At 59.2% G+C, this 16,813-nt stretch carries 16 protein-coding genes; 8 read left to right on the top strand and 8 right to left on the bottom strand.

Annotation, left to right across the window (positions count from 1 at the left end):
* Positions 1-273: 273 nt before the first annotated feature.
* A complete protein-coding gene (locus I9185_RS13445; RefSeq protein ID WP_171634821.1) occupies positions 274-939 on the top strand; it encodes an SDR family NAD(P)-dependent oxidoreductase in 666 nt (221 codons plus the stop codon).
* 4 nt (positions 940-943) lie between these two features.
* Here the strand turns inward: I9185_RS13445 and I9185_RS13440 are convergent, their stop codons facing one another.
* Complete coding sequence (locus I9185_RS13440; protein ID WP_245223565.1) at positions 944-2,389, bottom strand: 2-isopropylmalate synthase; 1,446 nt, start codon at positions 2,387-2,389, stop codon at positions 944-946.
* A gap of 189 nt (positions 2,390-2,578) precedes the next feature.
* Between I9185_RS13440 and I9185_RS13435 the strand changes: the two genes are divergently transcribed.
* The 3 genes from I9185_RS13435 to I9185_RS13425 all read left to right on the top strand — a co-directional run bounded on the left by I9185_RS13435 (position 2,579) and on the right by I9185_RS13425 (position 6,242).
* Complete coding sequence (locus tag I9185_RS13435) at positions 2,579-4,237, top strand: NAD+ synthase (protein WP_210093304.1); 1,659 nt, start codon at positions 2,579-2,581, stop codon at positions 4,235-4,237.
* A 311-nt stretch (positions 4,238-4,548) separates the two neighbouring features.
* Positions 4,549-4,773 carry a hypothetical protein gene (locus I9185_RS13430; RefSeq protein WP_245218113.1) on the top strand — a complete coding sequence of 75 codons (225 nt, stop codon included), beginning with the start codon at positions 4,549-4,551 and terminating at the stop codon, positions 4,771-4,773.
* A gap of 137 nt (positions 4,774-4,910) precedes the next feature.
* The gene (locus I9185_RS13425; protein ID WP_171724237.1) at positions 4,911-6,242 is read left to right on the top strand and encodes an FAD-binding oxidoreductase; all 1,332 of its coding nucleotides are present in this window, start codon (positions 4,911-4,913) and stop codon (positions 6,240-6,242) included.
* A 4-nt stretch (positions 6,243-6,246) separates the two neighbouring features.
* Here the strand turns inward: I9185_RS13425 and I9185_RS13420 are convergent, their stop codons facing one another.
* Complete coding sequence (locus I9185_RS13420; protein WP_171724236.1) at positions 6,247-7,179, bottom strand: MBL fold metallo-hydrolase; 933 nt, start codon at positions 7,177-7,179, stop codon at positions 6,247-6,249.
* 116 nt (positions 7,180-7,295) lie between these two features.
* Here I9185_RS13420 and I9185_RS13415 point away from each other — a divergent pair, with 116 nt between their 5' ends.
* Both I9185_RS13415 and gltX read left to right on the top strand, forming a co-directional pair.
* Positions 7,296-7,730: a DUF1801 domain-containing protein gene (locus tag I9185_RS13415; RefSeq protein ID WP_210093303.1), complete on the top strand. Its 435-nt coding sequence runs from the start codon at positions 7,296-7,298 to the stop codon at positions 7,728-7,730.
* A gap of 75 nt (positions 7,731-7,805) precedes the next feature.
* Positions 7,806-9,131, top strand: a complete 1,326-nt coding sequence (gltX, locus tag I9185_RS13410) for a glutamate--tRNA ligase (RefSeq protein WP_210093302.1) — start codon at positions 7,806-7,808, stop codon at positions 9,129-9,131.
* A gap of 51 nt (positions 9,132-9,182) precedes the next feature.
* Here the strand turns inward: gltX and I9185_RS13405 are convergent, their stop codons facing one another.
* Positions 9,183-9,752, bottom strand: a complete 570-nt coding sequence (locus I9185_RS13405; RefSeq protein WP_210093301.1) for a gamma-glutamylcyclotransferase family protein — start codon at positions 9,750-9,752, stop codon at positions 9,183-9,185.
* 93 nt (positions 9,753-9,845) lie between these two features.
* Between I9185_RS13405 and I9185_RS13400 the strand changes: the two genes are divergently transcribed.
* Positions 9,846-10,292 (top strand): Rrf2 family transcriptional regulator, encoded by a 447-nt coding sequence (locus I9185_RS13400; protein WP_170346430.1) that lies wholly within the window; start codon positions 9,846-9,848, stop codon positions 10,290-10,292.
* Between the two features lie 2 nt (positions 10,293-10,294).
* Here I9185_RS13400 and I9185_RS13395 read toward each other — a convergent pair whose 3' ends face one another.
* Both I9185_RS13395 and I9185_RS13390 read right to left on the bottom strand, forming a co-directional pair.
* Positions 10,295-12,823 (bottom strand): FtsX-like permease family protein, encoded by a 2,529-nt coding sequence (locus I9185_RS13395; RefSeq protein ID WP_210093300.1) that lies wholly within the window; start codon positions 12,821-12,823, stop codon positions 10,295-10,297.
* Positions 12,820-13,515, bottom strand: coding sequence for an ABC transporter ATP-binding protein (locus I9185_RS13390; protein WP_209834599.1), 696 nt, complete (start codon positions 13,513-13,515; stop codon positions 12,820-12,822). Before I9185_RS13390 ends, I9185_RS13395 begins: the two co-directional genes overlap by 4 nt.
* Before the next feature lie 27 nt (positions 13,516-13,542).
* Between I9185_RS13390 and I9185_RS13385 the strand changes: the two genes are divergently transcribed.
* Positions 13,543-14,208 (top strand): arylesterase, encoded by a 666-nt coding sequence (locus tag I9185_RS13385; protein WP_245223564.1) that lies wholly within the window; start codon positions 13,543-13,545, stop codon positions 14,206-14,208.
* 18 nt (positions 14,209-14,226) lie between these two features.
* On the opposite strand, the gene I9185_RS13380 is transcribed toward I9185_RS13385, so the two are convergent.
* From I9185_RS13380 to I9185_RS13370, 3 genes are all read right to left on the bottom strand, one after another.
* Complete coding sequence (locus I9185_RS13380) at positions 14,227-14,781, bottom strand: L,D-transpeptidase (RefSeq protein WP_152456903.1); 555 nt, start codon at positions 14,779-14,781, stop codon at positions 14,227-14,229.
* A 163-nt stretch (positions 14,782-14,944) separates the two neighbouring features.
* Complete coding sequence (locus I9185_RS13375; RefSeq protein ID WP_152456904.1) at positions 14,945-15,151, bottom strand: cold-shock protein; 207 nt, start codon at positions 15,149-15,151, stop codon at positions 14,945-14,947.
* A 615-nt stretch (positions 15,152-15,766) separates the two neighbouring features.
* The gene (locus I9185_RS13370) at positions 15,767-16,801 is read right to left on the bottom strand and encodes a fatty acid desaturase (protein ID WP_210093298.1); all 1,035 of its coding nucleotides are present in this window, start codon (positions 16,799-16,801) and stop codon (positions 15,767-15,769) included.
* Between the last annotated feature and the right edge of the window lie 12 nt (positions 16,802-16,813).

The following is a 16,813-nucleotide window of genomic DNA, read 5'->3' as shown; positions in this document are numbered from 1 at the left end:
GTCTGTCCTAAAGCCTGTTGGCGCGCTGGCGTCCTCCTCTGAGCGGGCGCGCCGGATGGCACGCTCAGAGGCGGATTAGGATCAGTAGGCCACGCAGAACCGCGCCGCGAGGGGCGGCTTTGGCAAAAGGGATATCTGCGCAGTTGATCATGGGTCTGAGGTTATACAGACGCCGCCGGGAATGAAAAGAACCAATTTTCGACAAGTTGCGGTGCAGGGGGTTGGAAATTCCCGTCCCTTGATTGATCCGTCCATGCCGCTAGCTGGTCACAGATGGATACTGCTTTGATCATTGGTGCGTCCGGCGGGATTGGTGCGGCCGTACGCGAGCAATTGGAGGCACAGGGCGTTGCGGTGACGTGCCTCTCGCGCTCTGTCGAGGGGTTCGATCTGATGGAGCCAGATCAAGCGAGCCGGATGCTTGATCGCTTATCGGGCCCGTTCGATCTTGTTCTTGTCGCTTCCGGGGCGCTGGAAATTTCAGGCAATGCGCCCGAAAAGACCATTCGATCTGTTTCGGCAAGGGCAATGATGGACCAGTTTGCTCTGAATGCCGTAGGTCCGGCGTTGGTGCTAAGCCGGGCCCATCAGTTGTTGCCGCGACAGCGGCGTTCGGTATTTGCTGTATTGTCCGCGCGGGTCGGGTCCATTGGCGACAATCGGATGGGCGGCTGGATCAGCTACCGCGCGGCCAAGGCCGCGGTCAATCAAATCGTCCATACTTCGGCAATTGAATTGGCCCGGACCCATAAACAGGCGATATGTGTTGCGCTGCATCCCGGCACGGTCAAGACAGAGTTTACTCGGAAATATCTGGGACGGCACCCTGCCGTTGAACCCGGTGAAGCCGCGCGCAACCTGATGTCCGTGATCGGCGGGTTGCGCCCGGCGGATACCGGTGGGTTCTTTGACTGGGCCGGAAAACCTGTTCCTTGGTGAGCGATCATTCGCCAGACGGATCTGGTTGTGCCGCCTCTGAATCCGGGTCTGTCTGCTGTGCCGGAGCGTCTGCGCCGCCCTGCTGGTCCGGGGTTTGATTTGGCAAAACACCGTTTTCCCAGATACCAGTTTCTTCTTGCCCGTTGGCATAGCGCATGGTTCCGCTGCCCTGCCTCTTGTTGTCGACAAAGTTGCCCTCATAGACGTCGCCGTTCGAATAGGTCGCTATGCCTTCACCGTTGATTTTGCCTTCGGACCAGTCGCCGACATACTTGAACCCGGCAGGGGTCACGATTTCTCCTTTGCCGTGACGCTTTCCGTTCACGAAGTCCCCGGTGTAGACCGTGCCGTCAGAGTAGGTCGCCTTGCCTTTTCCCTGACGGACCCCGTTGACCCAGTCTCCGTCATAGATCGAACCGTCCGCGCGGGTCATCACACCCTTGCCGTGGCTTTGCGCGTTTTTGAACTGGCCCCTGTAGATCATGCCGGTGGCATAGGTCGCTGTACCCTGACCTTCGATAACGCCAGCGATCCACTCACCCTCGTAAGTGGAGCCGTCGGGATAGGTAATGCGGCCGTTTCCTTCCGCCAGATCGGCCACGAAATCGCCCACGTAAACCGAACCGTCGGGATAGGTCAGCTCACCCAGGCCTTCTATCTGACCCTGGTTCCAGTCGCCGGTGTACACAAATCCATCGGTTCCGGTGAACGTGCCCTTGCCATGGCGGCGATCATCGACAAAGTCGCCCTCATAGACGTCCCCTGACGCGTGAGTTACTTTGCCTTTGCCCTGACGGCGCCCCTGCACAAGCTCGCCTTCATACACATCACCATTGGCATAGGTCAGGCGACCAGTTCCGGTGATCTGGTCCTGCGTCCATTCGCCTTCGTACACCATTCCGTCAGGCATCGTCTGGGTGCCTGTGCCATCGCGCAAGCCGGCGTTGACATCGCCTTCGTAAACGCTGCCATCGGCATAGGTGATCGTGGCCTTACCTTGCCGCTGACCGTCCACCCAGTCGCCATCGTAGACATATCCGTCGGGAAAGGTCAGTTTGCCCTTGCCGTGCCGTTGCGCGTTCCTGAACTCACCCTCATAGCGCGAGCCATTGGCAAATTCAGCGATGCCCGTGCCGTTAATGGATCCGTTGGACCATTCACCGTCATAGCTGCTGCCATTGGCGTAAACGATCTTGCCGCGCCCGTCCGGCTGACCTTTGACGAACGCGCCTTCATAAACCGATCCATCCGGGTACTTGGTGACGCCTTGGCCTTGAATTTCGCCTTCCACCCACTGGCCGGTGTATTCGAACCCGTTGGGCAGCCGATACGTACCCGTCCCGTGGCGCAGGCCGTTTTCATAAGTGCCCTCGTAGACGCCGCCCACTTCGTCATCCTTGACGATAATCGTGCCGTCCTGCGCAACAGCGGTCGCAGCTGCCAGGCTCATGGCCACAGCCCCAATTGAGTTTCGGATCACATTCATTTTGGTTCTGCCTGCCGGATCATCGTTGGTTGCATCCCTGGGCGCAAAACTAGGGTACCGTCGCGGGCAGGGCAACGGGTTTTGCCGCATTGGCCTTTTACTCGCGCGGTGATCTGCTAAATGGCAGTAGGACTGACGAGGCAAGAGGGCAGCATGGCCGACCGTTTCCGCATCACTCTGGCGCAACTGAACCCGACCGTAGGGGATATTGACGGCAATGCGGCCAAGGTCGTTGCCGCGTGGGAACAGGGCAAAGCGGCGGGCGCCGATCTGGTGGCGTTCCCCGAGATGTTCATCACCGGATACAACACGCAGGATCTGGTGCTGAAGCCGGTGTTTCATCGCGCGGCCATGGATGCGGTCGAGACTCTGGCCGGAAAATGCGCCGATGGACCCGCGATTGCCCTGGGTGGTCCGTGGGTCGATGATGGCAAGTTGTACAATGCCTATCTGATCCTGAAGGGGGGGCGGATCACCAGCAAGGTTCTGAAGCACCACTTGCCGAATGAGACTGTTTTCGACGAAGTGCGCCTGTATGATGCGGGTCCTCTGGGCGGTCCGTATTCGGTTGGCAACTTCCGGATCGGCAGCCCCATCTGCGAGGATAGCTGGCACACTGACGTCGCCGAAACGCTTGAGGAAACCGGGGCCGAGTTTCTGCTGATCCCCAATGGGTCGCCCTATTTTCGGAACAAATACGATGTACGTCTGAACCATATGGTCGCGCGCGTGGTCGAAACGGGCCTGCCGCTGATCTACCTGAACATGGTCGGCGGGCAGGACGATCAGGTCTTTGACGGCGCCAGCTTCGGTCTCAACCCGGGCGGAGAGCTGGCCTTCCGGATGCCGGTATTCGACGAAGTGGTTGCGCAGGTGGATCTTGAGCGTGGCGACGATGGCTGGCGCATTGTGCCGACAGAAATCGTGCCCCAGCCGGATGTGTGGGAGCAGGATTATCGCGCGATGGTGCAGTCCCTGCGGGACTATATGGGCAAGACCGGTTTCAAAAAAGCAGTTCTGGGACTGTCCGGAGGGATCGATTCCGCGTTGGTGGCGACCATCGCGGTGGATGCCATCGGGGCCGACAATGTTCGCTGCGTGATGTTGCCGTCGGAATATACCAGCCAAGCGTCATTGGACGATGCCGAGGCCGTCGCCAAGGCGCTGGGTGTGCACTATGACCATGTGCCGATTTCGGAAAGCCGGGCTGCCGTCACCAACACGCTCGCTCCGCTATTTGCGGGGTTGGACGAAGGCTTGACCGAGGAGAACATTCAGTCGCGCCTGCGCGGGCTTTTGCTGATGGCAATCTCGAACAAATTCGGCGAAATGCTGTTGACCACCGGCAACAAGTCCGAGGTCGCGGTGGGCTATGCCACGATCTATGGTGATATGAATGGCGGCTACAACCCGATCAAGGATCTGTACAAGACCCGCGTGTTCGAAACCTGCCGCTGGCGCAACGCCAATCATCGAGACTGGATGATGGGGCCTGACGGAGAGGTCATTCGCCCGTCCGTCATCGACAAACCCCCCAGCGCCGAACTGCGCGAAGATCAGAAAGACAGCGACAGTCTGCCGGACTATCCCGTACTGGACGCGATACTTGACATTCTGGTCGATCAGGATGGCTCCATCGCGGATTGCGTCGCCGCCGGATTTGACGAGGCGGACGCGCGAAAGGTCGAGCACCTGATCTATATCAGCGAGTACAAACGGTTCCAGTCCGCTCCGGGCACACGCTTGAGCAAGCGGGCATTCTGGCTGGACCGGCGGTACCCGATCGTAAATCGCTGGCGTGATCGTCACTGAAATCGAAGCCAAACCCGTCAGATCGGAAACAGTGAAGTTTCCGCGCTGCGCATTGTCCCATGATCGAGGAGCAAAGCCCGTGCAACGGGGCGAAAAAGGCCATCCCTGGCTTGCTTGGGTGACATTTTTCTGACACATTTTTGCTTGGAAGTTGCCCAATGTGGGGCGGATGCGACGCATTGTTGTTGATGGCGAGGGCCTGACGTGGTGATCGCGGCGTATCCGGGGTTGGATGTCTGAGTGAATGGTTTGGTGTTGAAATGTACGAGAATGTTGAAAGATCGCTTCATGCGCCTTTGAAATGGCGTACAATGGAATCTTTGCCGCAAGATTTCGATGAAGAAAAGCTGGATGCGGCAATTGCCGATCTGTTGAATGAGCAGCGGCAGTCGGAAGATCAGAAAGCGGCCATGTTGCGGCCAGAGTTTCCGCAATTGCTTCCACAGGAAGACGTATCCGCGCAAGCGGCGCTGAAGGAAAACCGGTTGTCCGCGATCTTGCGCCAGAAATGGGCGGAACTGTCCGGCGCAGCGTAACCTTTGGCCCCGCGCTTTTAACCTCAGGCGTCTGGGTCACAGAAGCCAAAAATCGTATGTTGCGGTGGCAGTTTGTATTGCCCATGCTTTGTCTTTTGGTCTCCATAGCGGTCCAAGTGACAGAGTAAGGCTTATTGATGACCGCGCCCAAACCGACTCCTGTAGAACCTGATCTTGCCCTGCCCAAAACCGTGGATGTCGTGGTCATCGGCGGCGGAATCATCGGCGTTTCAACCGCATTGGAACTGGCAGAGCGGGGCGCTTCGGTTCTTTTGTGCGAAAAAGGGCAGATTGCAGCCGAACAAAGTTCTCGCAATTGGGGTTGGGTCCGTCTTGGGATGCGGGACCCAAGAGAGATACCCCTGATGCAGGAATCGTCGCGCATCTGGCAGACGCTCGATGACCGGCTCGACCGCAAGACAGGTTACACCCGATCCGGTATCCTTTTTGGCGCATCCGGCAAGCGGGATGCCGGCAACATGGAACGTTGGCTGCACCATGTCGAAGGATTGCAGACCGGCGCGCGGATGGTTTCGGGCGGTGAGTTGGCAGACCTTTTGCACGGCAACCAATCGGGCTTTGAAACCGCTTTGTACATGCCGCAGGACGGTCGTGCCGAACCTCAATGGACAGCCCCCGCCATTGCCGAAGCTGCGCGGGCTCGAGGCGCGGTGATCATGACGAATTGCGCCGTGCGCAGTTTGGACATTCAGGCTGGACGTATCGCCGGTGTTTTCACCGAGCGCGGCAAAGTTGCCAGCGGCCGCGTCGTTCTGGCCGGGGGTGCGTGGTCGCGCCTGTTTGCAGGAAATGCTGGGATCGAGCTGCCGCAGTTGAAGGTTCTGAATACGGTCCTGCGCACATCCCCTATCGCAGAGGGGCCCGAGGCGGCGTTGTGGTCGGATGACTTTGCGATCCGAAAACGGGCAGATGGCGGGTACACTATTGCGTCCGGTCATGAGAATACCGTGGACATCGTGCCGGACAGTTTTCGATTGGCGATTCAGTTCCTGCCGGCTTTTGTGCAGGAGTGGAAATCTCTGCGCTTTCGCCTGTCCAAACGCTGGACGATCGAAGCACAACAGAACCGAAGATGGCTGCCAACCGATGTGACACCATTCGAACAGTGCCGGATCCTTGACCCTGAGCCGTCTCAAAAAACGTTGCGACGCGCCTGGGCCAGTGCATGCAAGGGATACCCCGCTGTGCAAACAGGCGAGATCGTACAAAGCTGGGCAGGTATGATCGATGTGACGCCGGATGCCATTCCCGTCATCTCGGGCGTGGATGATCTGCCGGGAATGTACATTGCCACGGGGTTTTCGGGCCATGGTTTCGGAATCGGGCCCGGGGCGGGGCGGCTGATGGCCGATCTGGTTGCCGAAACAACGCCTTGCGTGGACCCGGCCGCCTTTCGCTTGTCGCGGTTCAGTGACGGTTCAAAAGTGCGGCCGGATCCGGGGTACTGAACGCTCAGCCCATCATCTGGTAGCTGACCGGGACAAAGCGAAAGCCTTCTCCACGGGTCTCAACATACCCGGCGCCGGGGAATGGCATGTGATAGCCGACCATAGGTACCTTGTCGGCAGCCAGCATGCCAAGAACATCGCGGCGTGCGGCAGTGGCTGCGGCCTTGTCCATGTCAAACCGGACTTCCCATTCGGGATGGGCGAAAGACCAGACATAGTGGTTGGCCAAATCCGCCGTCAGCACCAGACGTTGCCCGTTACTTTCCAGATGGTAGACCGTGTGGCCCGGTGTGTGGCCATAAGCGGCCACTGCGGTAATGCCCGAGGCAACCTCGCCTCCGTCTTCGACAAAGGTCATTTTCTCGGCCAGCGGTGTGACTTTTTCAGCGACCAGATCGCCCACGCGATTGCCTGCGTCCTGCGCAGCCCAGAAATCATACTCCGGAGACGCCGTCACGTAGCGCGCATTGGCGAAGGTGGGCGCGCCTTCGGTGGTCATGCCACCGATATGGTCAGGGTGCATATGCGTTATCACGACCACATCGATCTGATCCGGGGTCACACCCGCATCTGCCAGCGCGGCCTGTATGCCACCTTGCCCCAGACCGGTATCAAACAGAACCAGCTCTGATCCCGTGTTGACCAGTGAGGGGGTAAAGAAAAACTGTGCGACGTCTGCCGGAATGAAGTTTTCAGCCGAAACCTTGGCAAATTCATCGTCCGTCGCTCCGCCCCCAAAAATCTCTTTGGCTCCGTCGCGTGGAAAGCTGCCATCCAGCAGGGTCGTGACCGTGAAGTCGCCAATATGAAATGACCTTGCGATGGTCGAGTTTGCTTTGGTTTCCGGGCTGGCGGCCAGAACCGGTGCGGCCGCAGCTGCAAACGGCAAGGCAGCGGCACTTCCCAAAGCGGCGCGGCGTGTAAGTTTTATTGTCATCTTCGTTCTCCCTGTCAGGACATCAATGTTGCAGTTAGGGCGTCGAGAGTTTCTTGCCAGTTTATACGCCATTCAGATGGGGTGCATGGATGAATAATACGTGTTAATTTTTGTTCATGGCGCGATCAGACAATAAGACAGTTCCGACAGATCAAAGCGTCGAGAATTTCCTGAAAACGGTTCAACCGGCGCGCCGTGCTGAAGACGCGCACCAGCTTGACAAGTTGTTTCGCGCCACCACCGGGTTTAAACCGGTCATGTGGGGCCCGTCGATCGTCGGGTATGGCCGCTACCACTATCGCTACAAAACGGGTCGTGAAGGGGACTTTCTGGCAACCGGTTTTTCGCCGCGCAAATCAGCTTTGGTGATTTACACCATGCCGGGTTACGCAGATTTTGCGGATCTCATGGCCAGATTGGGAAAGCACAAGCTGGGCAAGTCCTGTCTTTACGTCAACAAACTGGCGGATATCGACACGGGTGTTTTGCGCGAACTCATTCGCGCCGGACTGGACGACCTCGACAGGGTGTGGCCGGTGAAACCTTTCTGAATCACCTGATGGATCAAGCGGCGGCTGGACAAAATCGCGCCTTTGTGACAAGAGCCGCGCCAACAGGAGACACCCATGACAACCACCCGTTTCGCCCCGTCGCCCACCGGTTACATCCATGTGGGCAACCTGCGCACCGCCCTGATGAACTATCTGATCGCCCGCAAGGCCGGCGGCACGTTCATCTTGCGTATCGACGACACTGATCCTGAGCGGTCGAAAGAAGAATATGTCGACGCCATCAAGCAGGATATGGAGTGGCTGGGCCTGCATTGGGACCGGATTGAACGTCAGTCCGAGCGTCTGGACCGCTATGCCGAGGCCGCCGACAAGCTGCGCGAGATGGGCCGGTTTTATGAGGCGTTCGAGACGCCCACCGAGCTGGACCTGAAGCGCAAGAAGCAACTGAATATGGGCAAGCCTCCGGTCTATGATCGCGCCGCGCTGAACCTGTCGGATGCCGAGAAAGAGGCCCTGCGCACTGAGCGCGGCAATGGTGTCTGGCGCTTCAAGCTGGATCATGAACGGATCGAATGGACCGATGGCATCTTGGGTGACATCTCGATCGATGCGGCGTCCGTTTCGGACCCGGTGCTGATCCGTGGCGATGGTCAGGTTCTTTATACGATCGCGTCGGTGGTGGATGACACCGAGATGGGCGTCACGGATGTAGTGCGCGGCTCGGACCATGTGACCAACACGGCGACGCAAATACAGATCATCAAGGCGCTGGGCGGCACCTGCCCGCGCTTTGCCCACCATTCGCTGCTGACCGGCCCGCAGGGTGAGGCGCTGTCGAAACGTCTGGGCACGCTGGCGTTGCGCGATCTGCGCGAGCAGGGTGTGCAGCCTATGGCGCTGCTGAGCCTGATGGCACGTCTGGGCTCGTCTGACCCGGTTGAGCTGCGCTCGGAAATGGCTGAACTGATCGAAGGGTTCGATGTGAACCGGTTTGGCGCCGCGCCGACCAAGTTCGATGTGCAGGACCTGTTCCCGCTGACTGCAAGGTATTTGCAATCGCTGTCGCTGACCGATGTGGCCAGTGCCGTTGCGGATGCCGGTGTTCCCGATGAATTGGCAGAACCTTTCTGGGCAATGGCCCGTGAAAACATCACCACTTTGGCCGATCTCAAGGGCTGGTGGGAGCTGTGCCGTGACGGGGCCGATCCCCTGATCGCCGATGAAGATCGGGAATTCATTACCCAGGCGATGGCTTTGCTGCCCGAAGGCCCGTTCGATGGTGACACGTGGGGCACCTGGACCAAAGCCGTGAAAGAGGCAACCGGTCGCAAGGGCAAAGGCCTGTTCATGCCACTGCGCAAAGCGTTGACCGGCATGGAGCGCGGCCCGGAAATGGCTGCGCTGATGCCGTTGCTACAGGTGATCCGCGCGCGCGGCTAACGTGGTGGCACACCAATTTTCTGGGCCACGTCATCGGCGTGGCCCTTTTTGTTACGCCGGCTGTACGAACCGAACCGACAAACTTGTCAGGCGGTCATCGACAAAATCACGTTCGACAGGTTTGAGTTGCTGGTGGCGTGGGTAACGCGGTTCGGCGCGATCATTCAGGATCGGGGCGTCCCAGCCTGTTGTCGTCTCAAAGAATCGATCCGCGCCGTCCTCGCCGAATGCCCGCAAGTAACCCTGCACGACAACATCGATATAGCTGAGCAGCAACGGGTGGTGATTGCTGGGCTGGCTGTGCCGATCCTGCGGGACGGCGTAGACAGCTATTTCGACGTCGTGCGTCAGGGGATGTGAAACCGACTGCGTTGCAGGAATCCGGTCATACGCCCATTCCCGTTCATCCAGCGCGGCCCAGTCATTATTGGGAACATGCGCAATCATGCCTTCGATCTCTGACTTCGGGTCGGGCACGGCAGTCAGAAACGCCACGGGTCGCAGATCGGTATGCCGCCAGGCCCGCCGCCAACCCTTCAGTCGCGCGGGGCGCGGACCGGGGAAATCATGCGTCGCGAGGTTCACGAGGCTGCCATAGCCAAAGAAATAGGGGTCGGCCATCCGAGAAGTGTCCTTTGGGTCGATTGATGTATGTCAAACCGCTTTTTTCCCGGACATGCAATAAGGTTGCATCTTGAATTTAGGGAGGCCCTCATGCGGATTACCAAAAGGACGAATATCGCTGTGCGCCTGTTGATGTATTGCGCAGCTCACCCGGACAGGCTGGTCACGAAATCCGAAATCGCCGAAGTGTGCAACATTTCGGAAAACCATCTGGCGCAGGTGATCAATCAGCTGAGCCAGCTGAACTATCTGAGCACGCAGCGCGGTCGTAACGGTGGCATGTCACTGGCGCGCCCCGCGGATCAGATACGCATCGGTGCGGTGTTCCGGCATGTTGAAGGGGCTTTGCCCATTGCCGAATGTTTCGCCGACGCGGACAACACGTGCCCTCTTACGGATGCCTGCCGGCTGAGGCTTGCGCTTCAGGACGCGGCAGAGGTGTTCTATGCGTCCCTGGACGATGTTACCCTGGATGCGCTGGTATGTGACAATGATCCGCTGCTGAGGCTCTTGCAGCCCGTGGCCTGCGTGCGCTGATTTCAATCGCTCGCGCGCAATATGCGCGCCGGACGCACCGAAAGTGGACGCAGGGCAAATGCCAGCCCAGCACATAACGTGACGCCTATCCCGGCCAGAACGATGCCGAAGGCCGATGACCAGATGACCGTGAACTCTGTGTCGAAGATGTAGGTGGCAACGGCCCAGCCGCCCAGAATGCCAACGAACAGCGCGACGCATCCCGCAGCGGCCCCAAGCAGAACGGATCGCAGGCCAAAGCTGCGCAGGATACGGCCACGATCTGCACCCAATGTCCTGAGGATTGCTGCTTCGTATCTGCGGGCAGGTTCGCCCGCCGCCGCTGCGCCGATCAGAACCAGAAATCCGGTCAGCAGCGATACTCCTGCACCGTACGAGGTCGCTGCGGCGATGCCTGCCAGCAGGCCCGAGACACGATCAATGGCGTCGCGCACCCGGATGGCCGTGATATTGGGGAACTGGCCTGCAAGATCCCGCAGGATGGCCGCCTCGGCCTGTTCTTCGGCATAGACCGTCGCGATAAAGCTGTGCGGCGCACCGGCCAGCGCAGTGGGGTTCATCGACATGACAAAGCCCATTCCCGCGGTAGAGAAATCTACCTCGCGCAGGGACGTCAGCTCTGCCGTGATGTCACGCCCCAGGATATTGACGGTCAGTTGGTCGCCCAGGTTCAGGCCCATCTCTTCGGCTTCTTCGGCGGCAAAGCTGACCTGCGGCGCACCTGCGTAATCTTCGGCCCACCATTCCCCTGCGGTCAGGCGTGCCTTCGGTGGCGGTTGAACCGAATAGGTCACGCCGCGATCCCCTTCCAACACCCAGTGATCTCCGGCCACGTCCCGAGCGGGCTGGCCGTTGATCTGCGTGATGATCCCGCGCAACATCGGCGCGCTTTCAATGCGGCTGACCGCGGGGTCGCTTTGCAGGCGTTCGGTGAAGCCGGGCATTTGATCTTTCTGGATGTCCACGAAGAAGTACGACGGCGCGACATCCGGCAGGTTGCCCGAAATGGCGTTGCGCAGGGTACCGTCGATCTGCCCGACCGCAGCCAGCACCGACAGGCCCAGCCCCAGTGACAGAACCACAGACCCTGCGCCTTCGCGTGGGTCCGAGATGGCCGACAACGCCCATCTGACTGTGGGTCGCCCGCGGGCCAACGAAGTCCCAGCCCGGGCCAGTTTGCGAATGGCATAAGCGGCGAGGGCCAACAGCGCCAGTGCACCGACAAGCCCGCCGCCGGTCCAGACGGTAAGCCGCGTCGAGCCGCTGAACCATGATGCCAGGGCGATCAGCAACAACAGCCCGACACCCGTTGCCACGACGTAAATCAGACGTGGAAAGGGGCGGGCCGAGCTCAACGCGTCGCGAAACAACGTCGCGGCGCGCACATCTTCGGTGCGGGCCAAAGGCCAGAGTGTGAACAGGAACGCTGTGAGCAGACCGTACATTGCCGCCTCGACCAGCGGCTGTGCATACAGCGAAAACACTGCTGGAACCGGCAATTGGCTTTCCAGCAGTGGGGCCAGAACAAGCGGCGCCAATCCACCCAGCGTCAGGCCGATCGCGATCCCGAAGACGGACAGAACGCCAATTTGAATCATGTAGGTTTGAAAAATGGTGGCGCGATCGGCCCCCAAGGTGCGCAGTGTCGCAACGGTTTCCGTCTTCTGCGCCAGATAAGCACGCACGGCGGCAGAAACGCCGATGCCGCCGACGGCAAGCCCGGACAGCCCGACAAGGACAAGAAATGCGCTCAGGCGATTGACGAACTCGGATATCCCGGGGGCACCGTTGCGCGCATCCGTCCAGCGCATCCCCGTGCCTTCGAATGCCGCATCAGCCTTTGCGGATACATCCGAAAGATCTGCGTTCCGGGGCAGGATCATCCTGTATTTTGTTGAAAACAGTGTTCCGGGTTCCAGCAGACCGGACGCCTGCAATGCCTCGGTTCGGACCAGAGTGCGCGGCCCAAGGCCAAACCCATCCGCCGCGCTGTCGGGCTCGTCCAGCAGGGCTGCCGTCAGGATGAACTCTTGCGCCCCAAGTGAAAACCGATCACCGACGGACAACCCAAGCCGGTCCATCAGCACAGGTTCCATCACGGCCCCGGGCAAGCCGGAACTGCCGTTCAGGGCGTCTTCCAGCGGGATCTCTGGTTCCAGCCGTACCGAGCCGACAAGTGGGTACGCGTTGTCGACCGACTTGACCTGAGTCAGTGCTCGTTCCGGATCTGTCGCGCCGGGCACAACGGCCATCGAGCGGAAATCAACAACCTCGGACATCTGGACGGATGTCTGTTGCATCCAGGCGCGCTCGGCCGGGTCGGCAAATCGATAGGTGAATTCAAGTTCGGCATCGCCCCCCAGCAGCGAGGCCCCTTCTTGCGCAAGCCCAGCCAGTATGGCTTGCCGCACCGACCCGACGGCCGCGATGGCGGCGACCCCCAACGCCAAACAGGCCAGAAAGATCCGAAAACCACTCAGGCCTCCGCGAAGCTCGCGGCGGGCGAGCCGCCCGGCCATCCGCAGGCTCATTCCGCGGCCTCCTGCCGGGTCTCTTCGGCGATCCTGCCGTCACGCAACCGAACGACCCGGTCACATCTTTCGGCCAATGAATGGCTGTGTGTCACCAGAACCAGGGTTGCATCGTATTTCCGGCGCAGACCAAACAGCAAATCAACAATTGCGGCCCCGTTGGTTTCGTCCAGGTTCCCGGTCGGTTCATCAGCCAACAGGATTTTGGGACGCGGCGCAGATGCTCGTGCCAAGGCAACACGCTGTTGTTCTCCGCCCGACAGTTGCGCCGGGTAATGATCGCGACGGTGCGACAGGCCAACGGCGTCCAGCTCTTGCTTGGCCCGGTCGAACGCATCCTTGTGTCCTGCCAGTTCAAGTGGGGTTGCCACGTTTTCCAGCGCGGTCATTGTCGGGATCAGGTGGAAGTTCTGAAACACCACACCCATACTGTCGCGTCGAAACCGGGCCAGAGCGTCCTCATCCATGTCGGTCAGGTCCTGACCCAGCGCCATGATTTGACCGTGCGTCGCCTGTTCCAACCCTGCCATCAACATCAGCAGCGAAGACTTGCCCGAGCCAGAAGGCCCGATAAGCCCCAGCGTCTCGCCTTTGTCCACAGTCAACGTAATGTCATGCAGAATATCGACCCGCCCGGCATTGCCATCCAGGGACAAAGAGGCATCTTGGAGGGCGAGAACAGCAGTCGTCATGGGTCTACCCGAAAAAGGAGCGGTCTTTTGGGATATGGAGCGATCACCGCATTGCGCAAGGCTTTGATAGCAGGCCTTTTCACGTGGTGCGGTTTTGCGGCCACAGCCGAACAAGTGGTGATTGCGGCATTGGGGGACTCGCTGACTCAGGGCTATGGGCTGGTGGAGGAAAGCGGGTTTGTTCCGCAGCTTGAACGCTGGTTGCAGACGCAGGGCGCGGATGTCCGCGTCATCAACGCAGGCGTTTCGGGTGACACGACGGCGGGCGGGGCCGCACGTGTGGACTGGACCCTGACACCGGATGTGGATGGCATGATCGTTGCCCTTGGCGGCAACGACCTGCTGCGGGGGATCGACCCTGCCGTATCAAAGGCCAATCTGCGCAGGATCCTGGACGTGGCGCGGGGCGTGAATGTACCGGTTCTGCTAATCGGTATGCAGGCGCCGGGCAACTACGGGGCCGATTACAAGCAAGCTTTCGACGGGATGTACCCAGACCTGGCGAAAGAGTTCGACGTCCTCTTCACCGCCAGTTTCTTTGAAGGTCTTGCGGCAGAGGGCGACCCCGGTGCGGTATCGCAGTTCATGCAGCCGGACGGAATACATCCAAACGCGGATGGGGTGGCAAAGATCGTTGAATCACTGGGGCCGTCCGTTCTGAAGCTTGTTGATCAGGCGGGTCAAGCGGAATAGGCGCACATCCATGGGCACCTAGACGACCGTGACAACTGTTCCGATCGGGACCCGGTTGTACAAATCGATCACATGCTCGTTCAGCATTCGTATGCAACCGTTGGACACTGCCCGGCCAATGGTCTGCGGCTGCGTCGTGCCGTGGATGCGGAAATAGGTATCGACACCGTTCTGGAACAGGTACAGCGCGCGCGCGCCCAGCGGGTTATCTCCGCCGCCGGGTTGGACATAGTCATTGTCCTTGAATTTGGCGTAAGCGACGGGATCACGTTCGATCATCTCATCCGTCGGGCGCCAGGTCGGCCATTCCTTTTTCACATCGATGGTGGCCGTGCCGGTAAACTCCAACCCCGCTTTGCCGACGCCGCATCCATAGCGGATCGCCTTGCGAGGTTCCGTGACGAAGTAAAGGTAGAACGACCGGGGCGCGACCAGCAGCTGTCCTGGTACGAACTGTTTCTTGATGCGCACGAATTGCGGCGTCGGATCATACTCGACCGCCTTTTTGGCGCGGGCGATGCCCGGCAACATGCTTGCTGCTGTTCCGGCCAGAAAAATACGGCGTGTAAACATCGAAACCCTCGTCGAATGACCAATGAAACTGAAACCAATTTCATCATCATATGATATTTGGTCAATTCTAGGGCAGTCATCACGTGGACGTGATGTGTCCTGTCTGCCACCCGAGGTTGTGGCGAGAAAGGGGCGAGGGGGATCCCCTCACCCGATATCAAGCTCAGGCCAGCTGGATGCTGTCGGCGCTTTCGCGGCCGTCACGACCGGCGCGCAGCTCGTACGTGACTTTCTGGTTGTCGGCCAGACCGGTCAGGCCCGAACGTTCGACAGCCGAGATGTGTACGAATACATCTTTGCCGCCCTCTTCCGGTGCGATGAAGCCGAAGCCTTTGGTGGTGTTGAACCATTTTACGGTGCCTGCTGGCATATCCGTGTCTCCTGTTTGAGTGCTGCCCACGGAGTTGCGGCAGCCTGGCGTCGTCGGTCTGTATCGATAGACTGACTGCCGATGAAGGAGACAGTAGGTCGAATAGAAAAACGTAAGCTCTTTGCATATGGCATCGGGGCGGGGGTGTGACAAGGGATTTCGTTCGATTTGTGCAAGGGCATGACCGATTTCTGCCGTGCCCACATGCGCGGGGGGGCGAGTATTCTTTTACGGTGCCCACGCCTTGCCCAGTGTCGACGAACGGGTTGAACGGCCGCATTTGGTCATCACAAATGCCGTGCAGAGTGGTGTTCATGTCACCAGATGGTCACGCGACCTTTTCGCAGCAATGCAGGGCGCGATGCGGTTTGCGTCAATCGTGATCGCTGTCCCGTCCAGGCGTCGGCGACCAAACCAGCCGCGATCCGGATGAAGATGTCTTTATCTCGCCTGCGTTTGCTTCGGCTGAATACTGGTTTGTGACGCGCGCATTCTCTGTCAACATAACGCCCAACAAAGTCGTCGCGATGGATGGAGATTGTCCCGCGCCTCACGCCTGCCGTTGACGCAAGGCATGCGCTTTGATTTCAGAAATGAAAGCGCCGGGCATGCCTGTTACCCATAAAGTGCGCGGGCCTCGGCGAAGGACAAAAGACGACGGTTCTTCTCGTCCCACAGGTGAAGCCGCGCATTGGCGAGGCTTTCCCGGATGGTCATTCGGTTGCTGTTTGCCAGTTCTTCATGATCGCGCAGCACTTCGGTCAGACGGTAGAACGGAATGCGGCTGTAGAGGTGGTGTACATGGTGGATGCCGATATTGGCACTGAACCACTGCAACACCGAGGGCAGGATATAGTGCGAACTTCCGTGCAGCGCCGCTTCATGCAGTTGCCAGTCTGCATCGGCGTCCCAATGCGTGTTCTCGAACTGGTGTTGTACATAAAACAGCCAAACTCCGGCCGTTGCGGCAATCAGAGTCGACGGCAGAAAGATCAGCAACATCGGCATCAGCCCGCCAAAATAGTAGATGGCCACAAGGGCAACCAGAATCGCAAGATTCGTCGCCATGGCGCTGACCCAGAACCTGACGCTGTCTGTCAGGCCCAGCGGAAGGCGGTTTTGAAACAGGAACAGATAACCAGGGCCAAGCACGAACAAGGTGATCGGGTTTCGGTACAAGCGGTACCAGAACCTGTTCAGTGGTGTTTTGGCCCGATATTCCGCCACGGTCAGGGTGTGGATATCGCCCATCCCGCGCTTGTCCAGGTTGCCGGAACTGTTGTGATGCGTGGAATGCGTGCGGCGCCAGACATCATATGGTGTCAGTGTCAGAACTCCGATGCCGCGCCCGATCCAGTCGCTGACGGCGCGGTTTTTGAAAAACGCGCCGTGCCCGCAATCATGCTGGATGGCAAACAAGCGCAACAGAAAGGCAGCATTGAGGACGGAAATCACAAAGGCCAGCCAATAGCTGACTGACAGTGACATCCAGGACAAAGCCCATAGCCCGAAAAAGGGGACAATGCTTACGCCCAGTTCAAAAGAGCTGCGCATTTGGTCCGGTTCGCGATATTTGGCAAGCGTTGTTACCCAGTCACGTGCGGCGGTGGTCTCCGGCTTGTCGCGGAGGGAGAGAGAGGGTTCAGTCATATGCCTGCCAGT

Source organism: Ruegeria sp. HKCCSP346 (genome assembly GCF_017872595.1).
Classification (GTDB): domain Bacteria; phylum Pseudomonadota; class Alphaproteobacteria; order Rhodobacterales; family Rhodobacteraceae; genus Ruegeria.
The sequence above is the reverse complement of the archived record's forward strand: the minus strand, read 5'-3'. Positions and strand labels throughout refer to the sequence as shown.

What these genes read in the sequence shown, in the direction of transcription:
- I9185_RS13445 (WP_171634821.1), top strand. Translation starts at nt 274, where the DNA reads ATGGATACTGCTTTGATCATTGGTGCGTCCGGCGGGATTGGTGCGGCC.
- I9185_RS13440 (WP_245223565.1), bottom strand. Translation starts at nt 2,389, where the DNA reads ATGAGCCTGGCAGCTGCGACCGCTGTTGCGCAGGACGGCACGATTATC.
- I9185_RS13435 (WP_210093304.1), top strand. Translation starts at nt 2,579, where the DNA reads ATGGCCGACCGTTTCCGCATCACTCTGGCGCAACTGAACCCGACCGTA.
- I9185_RS13430 (WP_245218113.1), top strand. Translation starts at nt 4,549, where the DNA reads ATGGAATCTTTGCCGCAAGATTTCGATGAAGAAAAGCTGGATGCGGCA.
- I9185_RS13425 (WP_171724237.1), top strand. Translation starts at nt 4,911, where the DNA reads ATGACCGCGCCCAAACCGACTCCTGTAGAACCTGATCTTGCCCTGCCC.
- I9185_RS13420 (WP_171724236.1), bottom strand. Translation starts at nt 7,179, where the DNA reads ATGACAATAAAACTTACACGCCGCGCCGCTTTGGGAAGTGCCGCTGCC.
- I9185_RS13415 (WP_210093303.1), top strand. Translation starts at nt 7,296, where the DNA reads ATGGCGCGATCAGACAATAAGACAGTTCCGACAGATCAAAGCGTCGAG.
- gltX (WP_210093302.1), top strand. Translation starts at nt 7,806, where the DNA reads ATGACAACCACCCGTTTCGCCCCGTCGCCCACCGGTTACATCCATGTG.
- I9185_RS13405 (WP_210093301.1), bottom strand. Translation starts at nt 9,752, where the DNA reads ATGGCCGACCCCTATTTCTTTGGCTATGGCAGCCTCGTGAACCTCGCG.
- I9185_RS13400 (WP_170346430.1), top strand. Translation starts at nt 9,846, where the DNA reads ATGCGGATTACCAAAAGGACGAATATCGCTGTGCGCCTGTTGATGTAT.
- I9185_RS13395 (WP_210093300.1), bottom strand. Translation starts at nt 12,823, where the DNA reads ATGAGCCTGCGGATGGCCGGGCGGCTCGCCCGCCGCGAGCTTCGCGGA.
- I9185_RS13390 (WP_209834599.1), bottom strand. Translation starts at nt 13,515, where the DNA reads ATGACGACTGCTGTTCTCGCCCTCCAAGATGCCTCTTTGTCCCTGGAT.
- I9185_RS13380 (WP_152456903.1), bottom strand. Translation starts at nt 14,781, where the DNA reads ATGTTTACACGCCGTATTTTTCTGGCCGGAACAGCAGCAAGCATGTTG.
- I9185_RS13375 (WP_152456904.1), bottom strand. Translation starts at nt 15,151, where the DNA reads ATGCCAGCAGGCACCGTAAAATGGTTCAACACCACCAAAGGCTTCGGC.
- I9185_RS13370 (WP_210093298.1), bottom strand. Translation starts at nt 16,801, where the DNA reads ATGACTGAACCCTCTCTCTCCCTCCGCGACAAGCCGGAGACCACCGCC.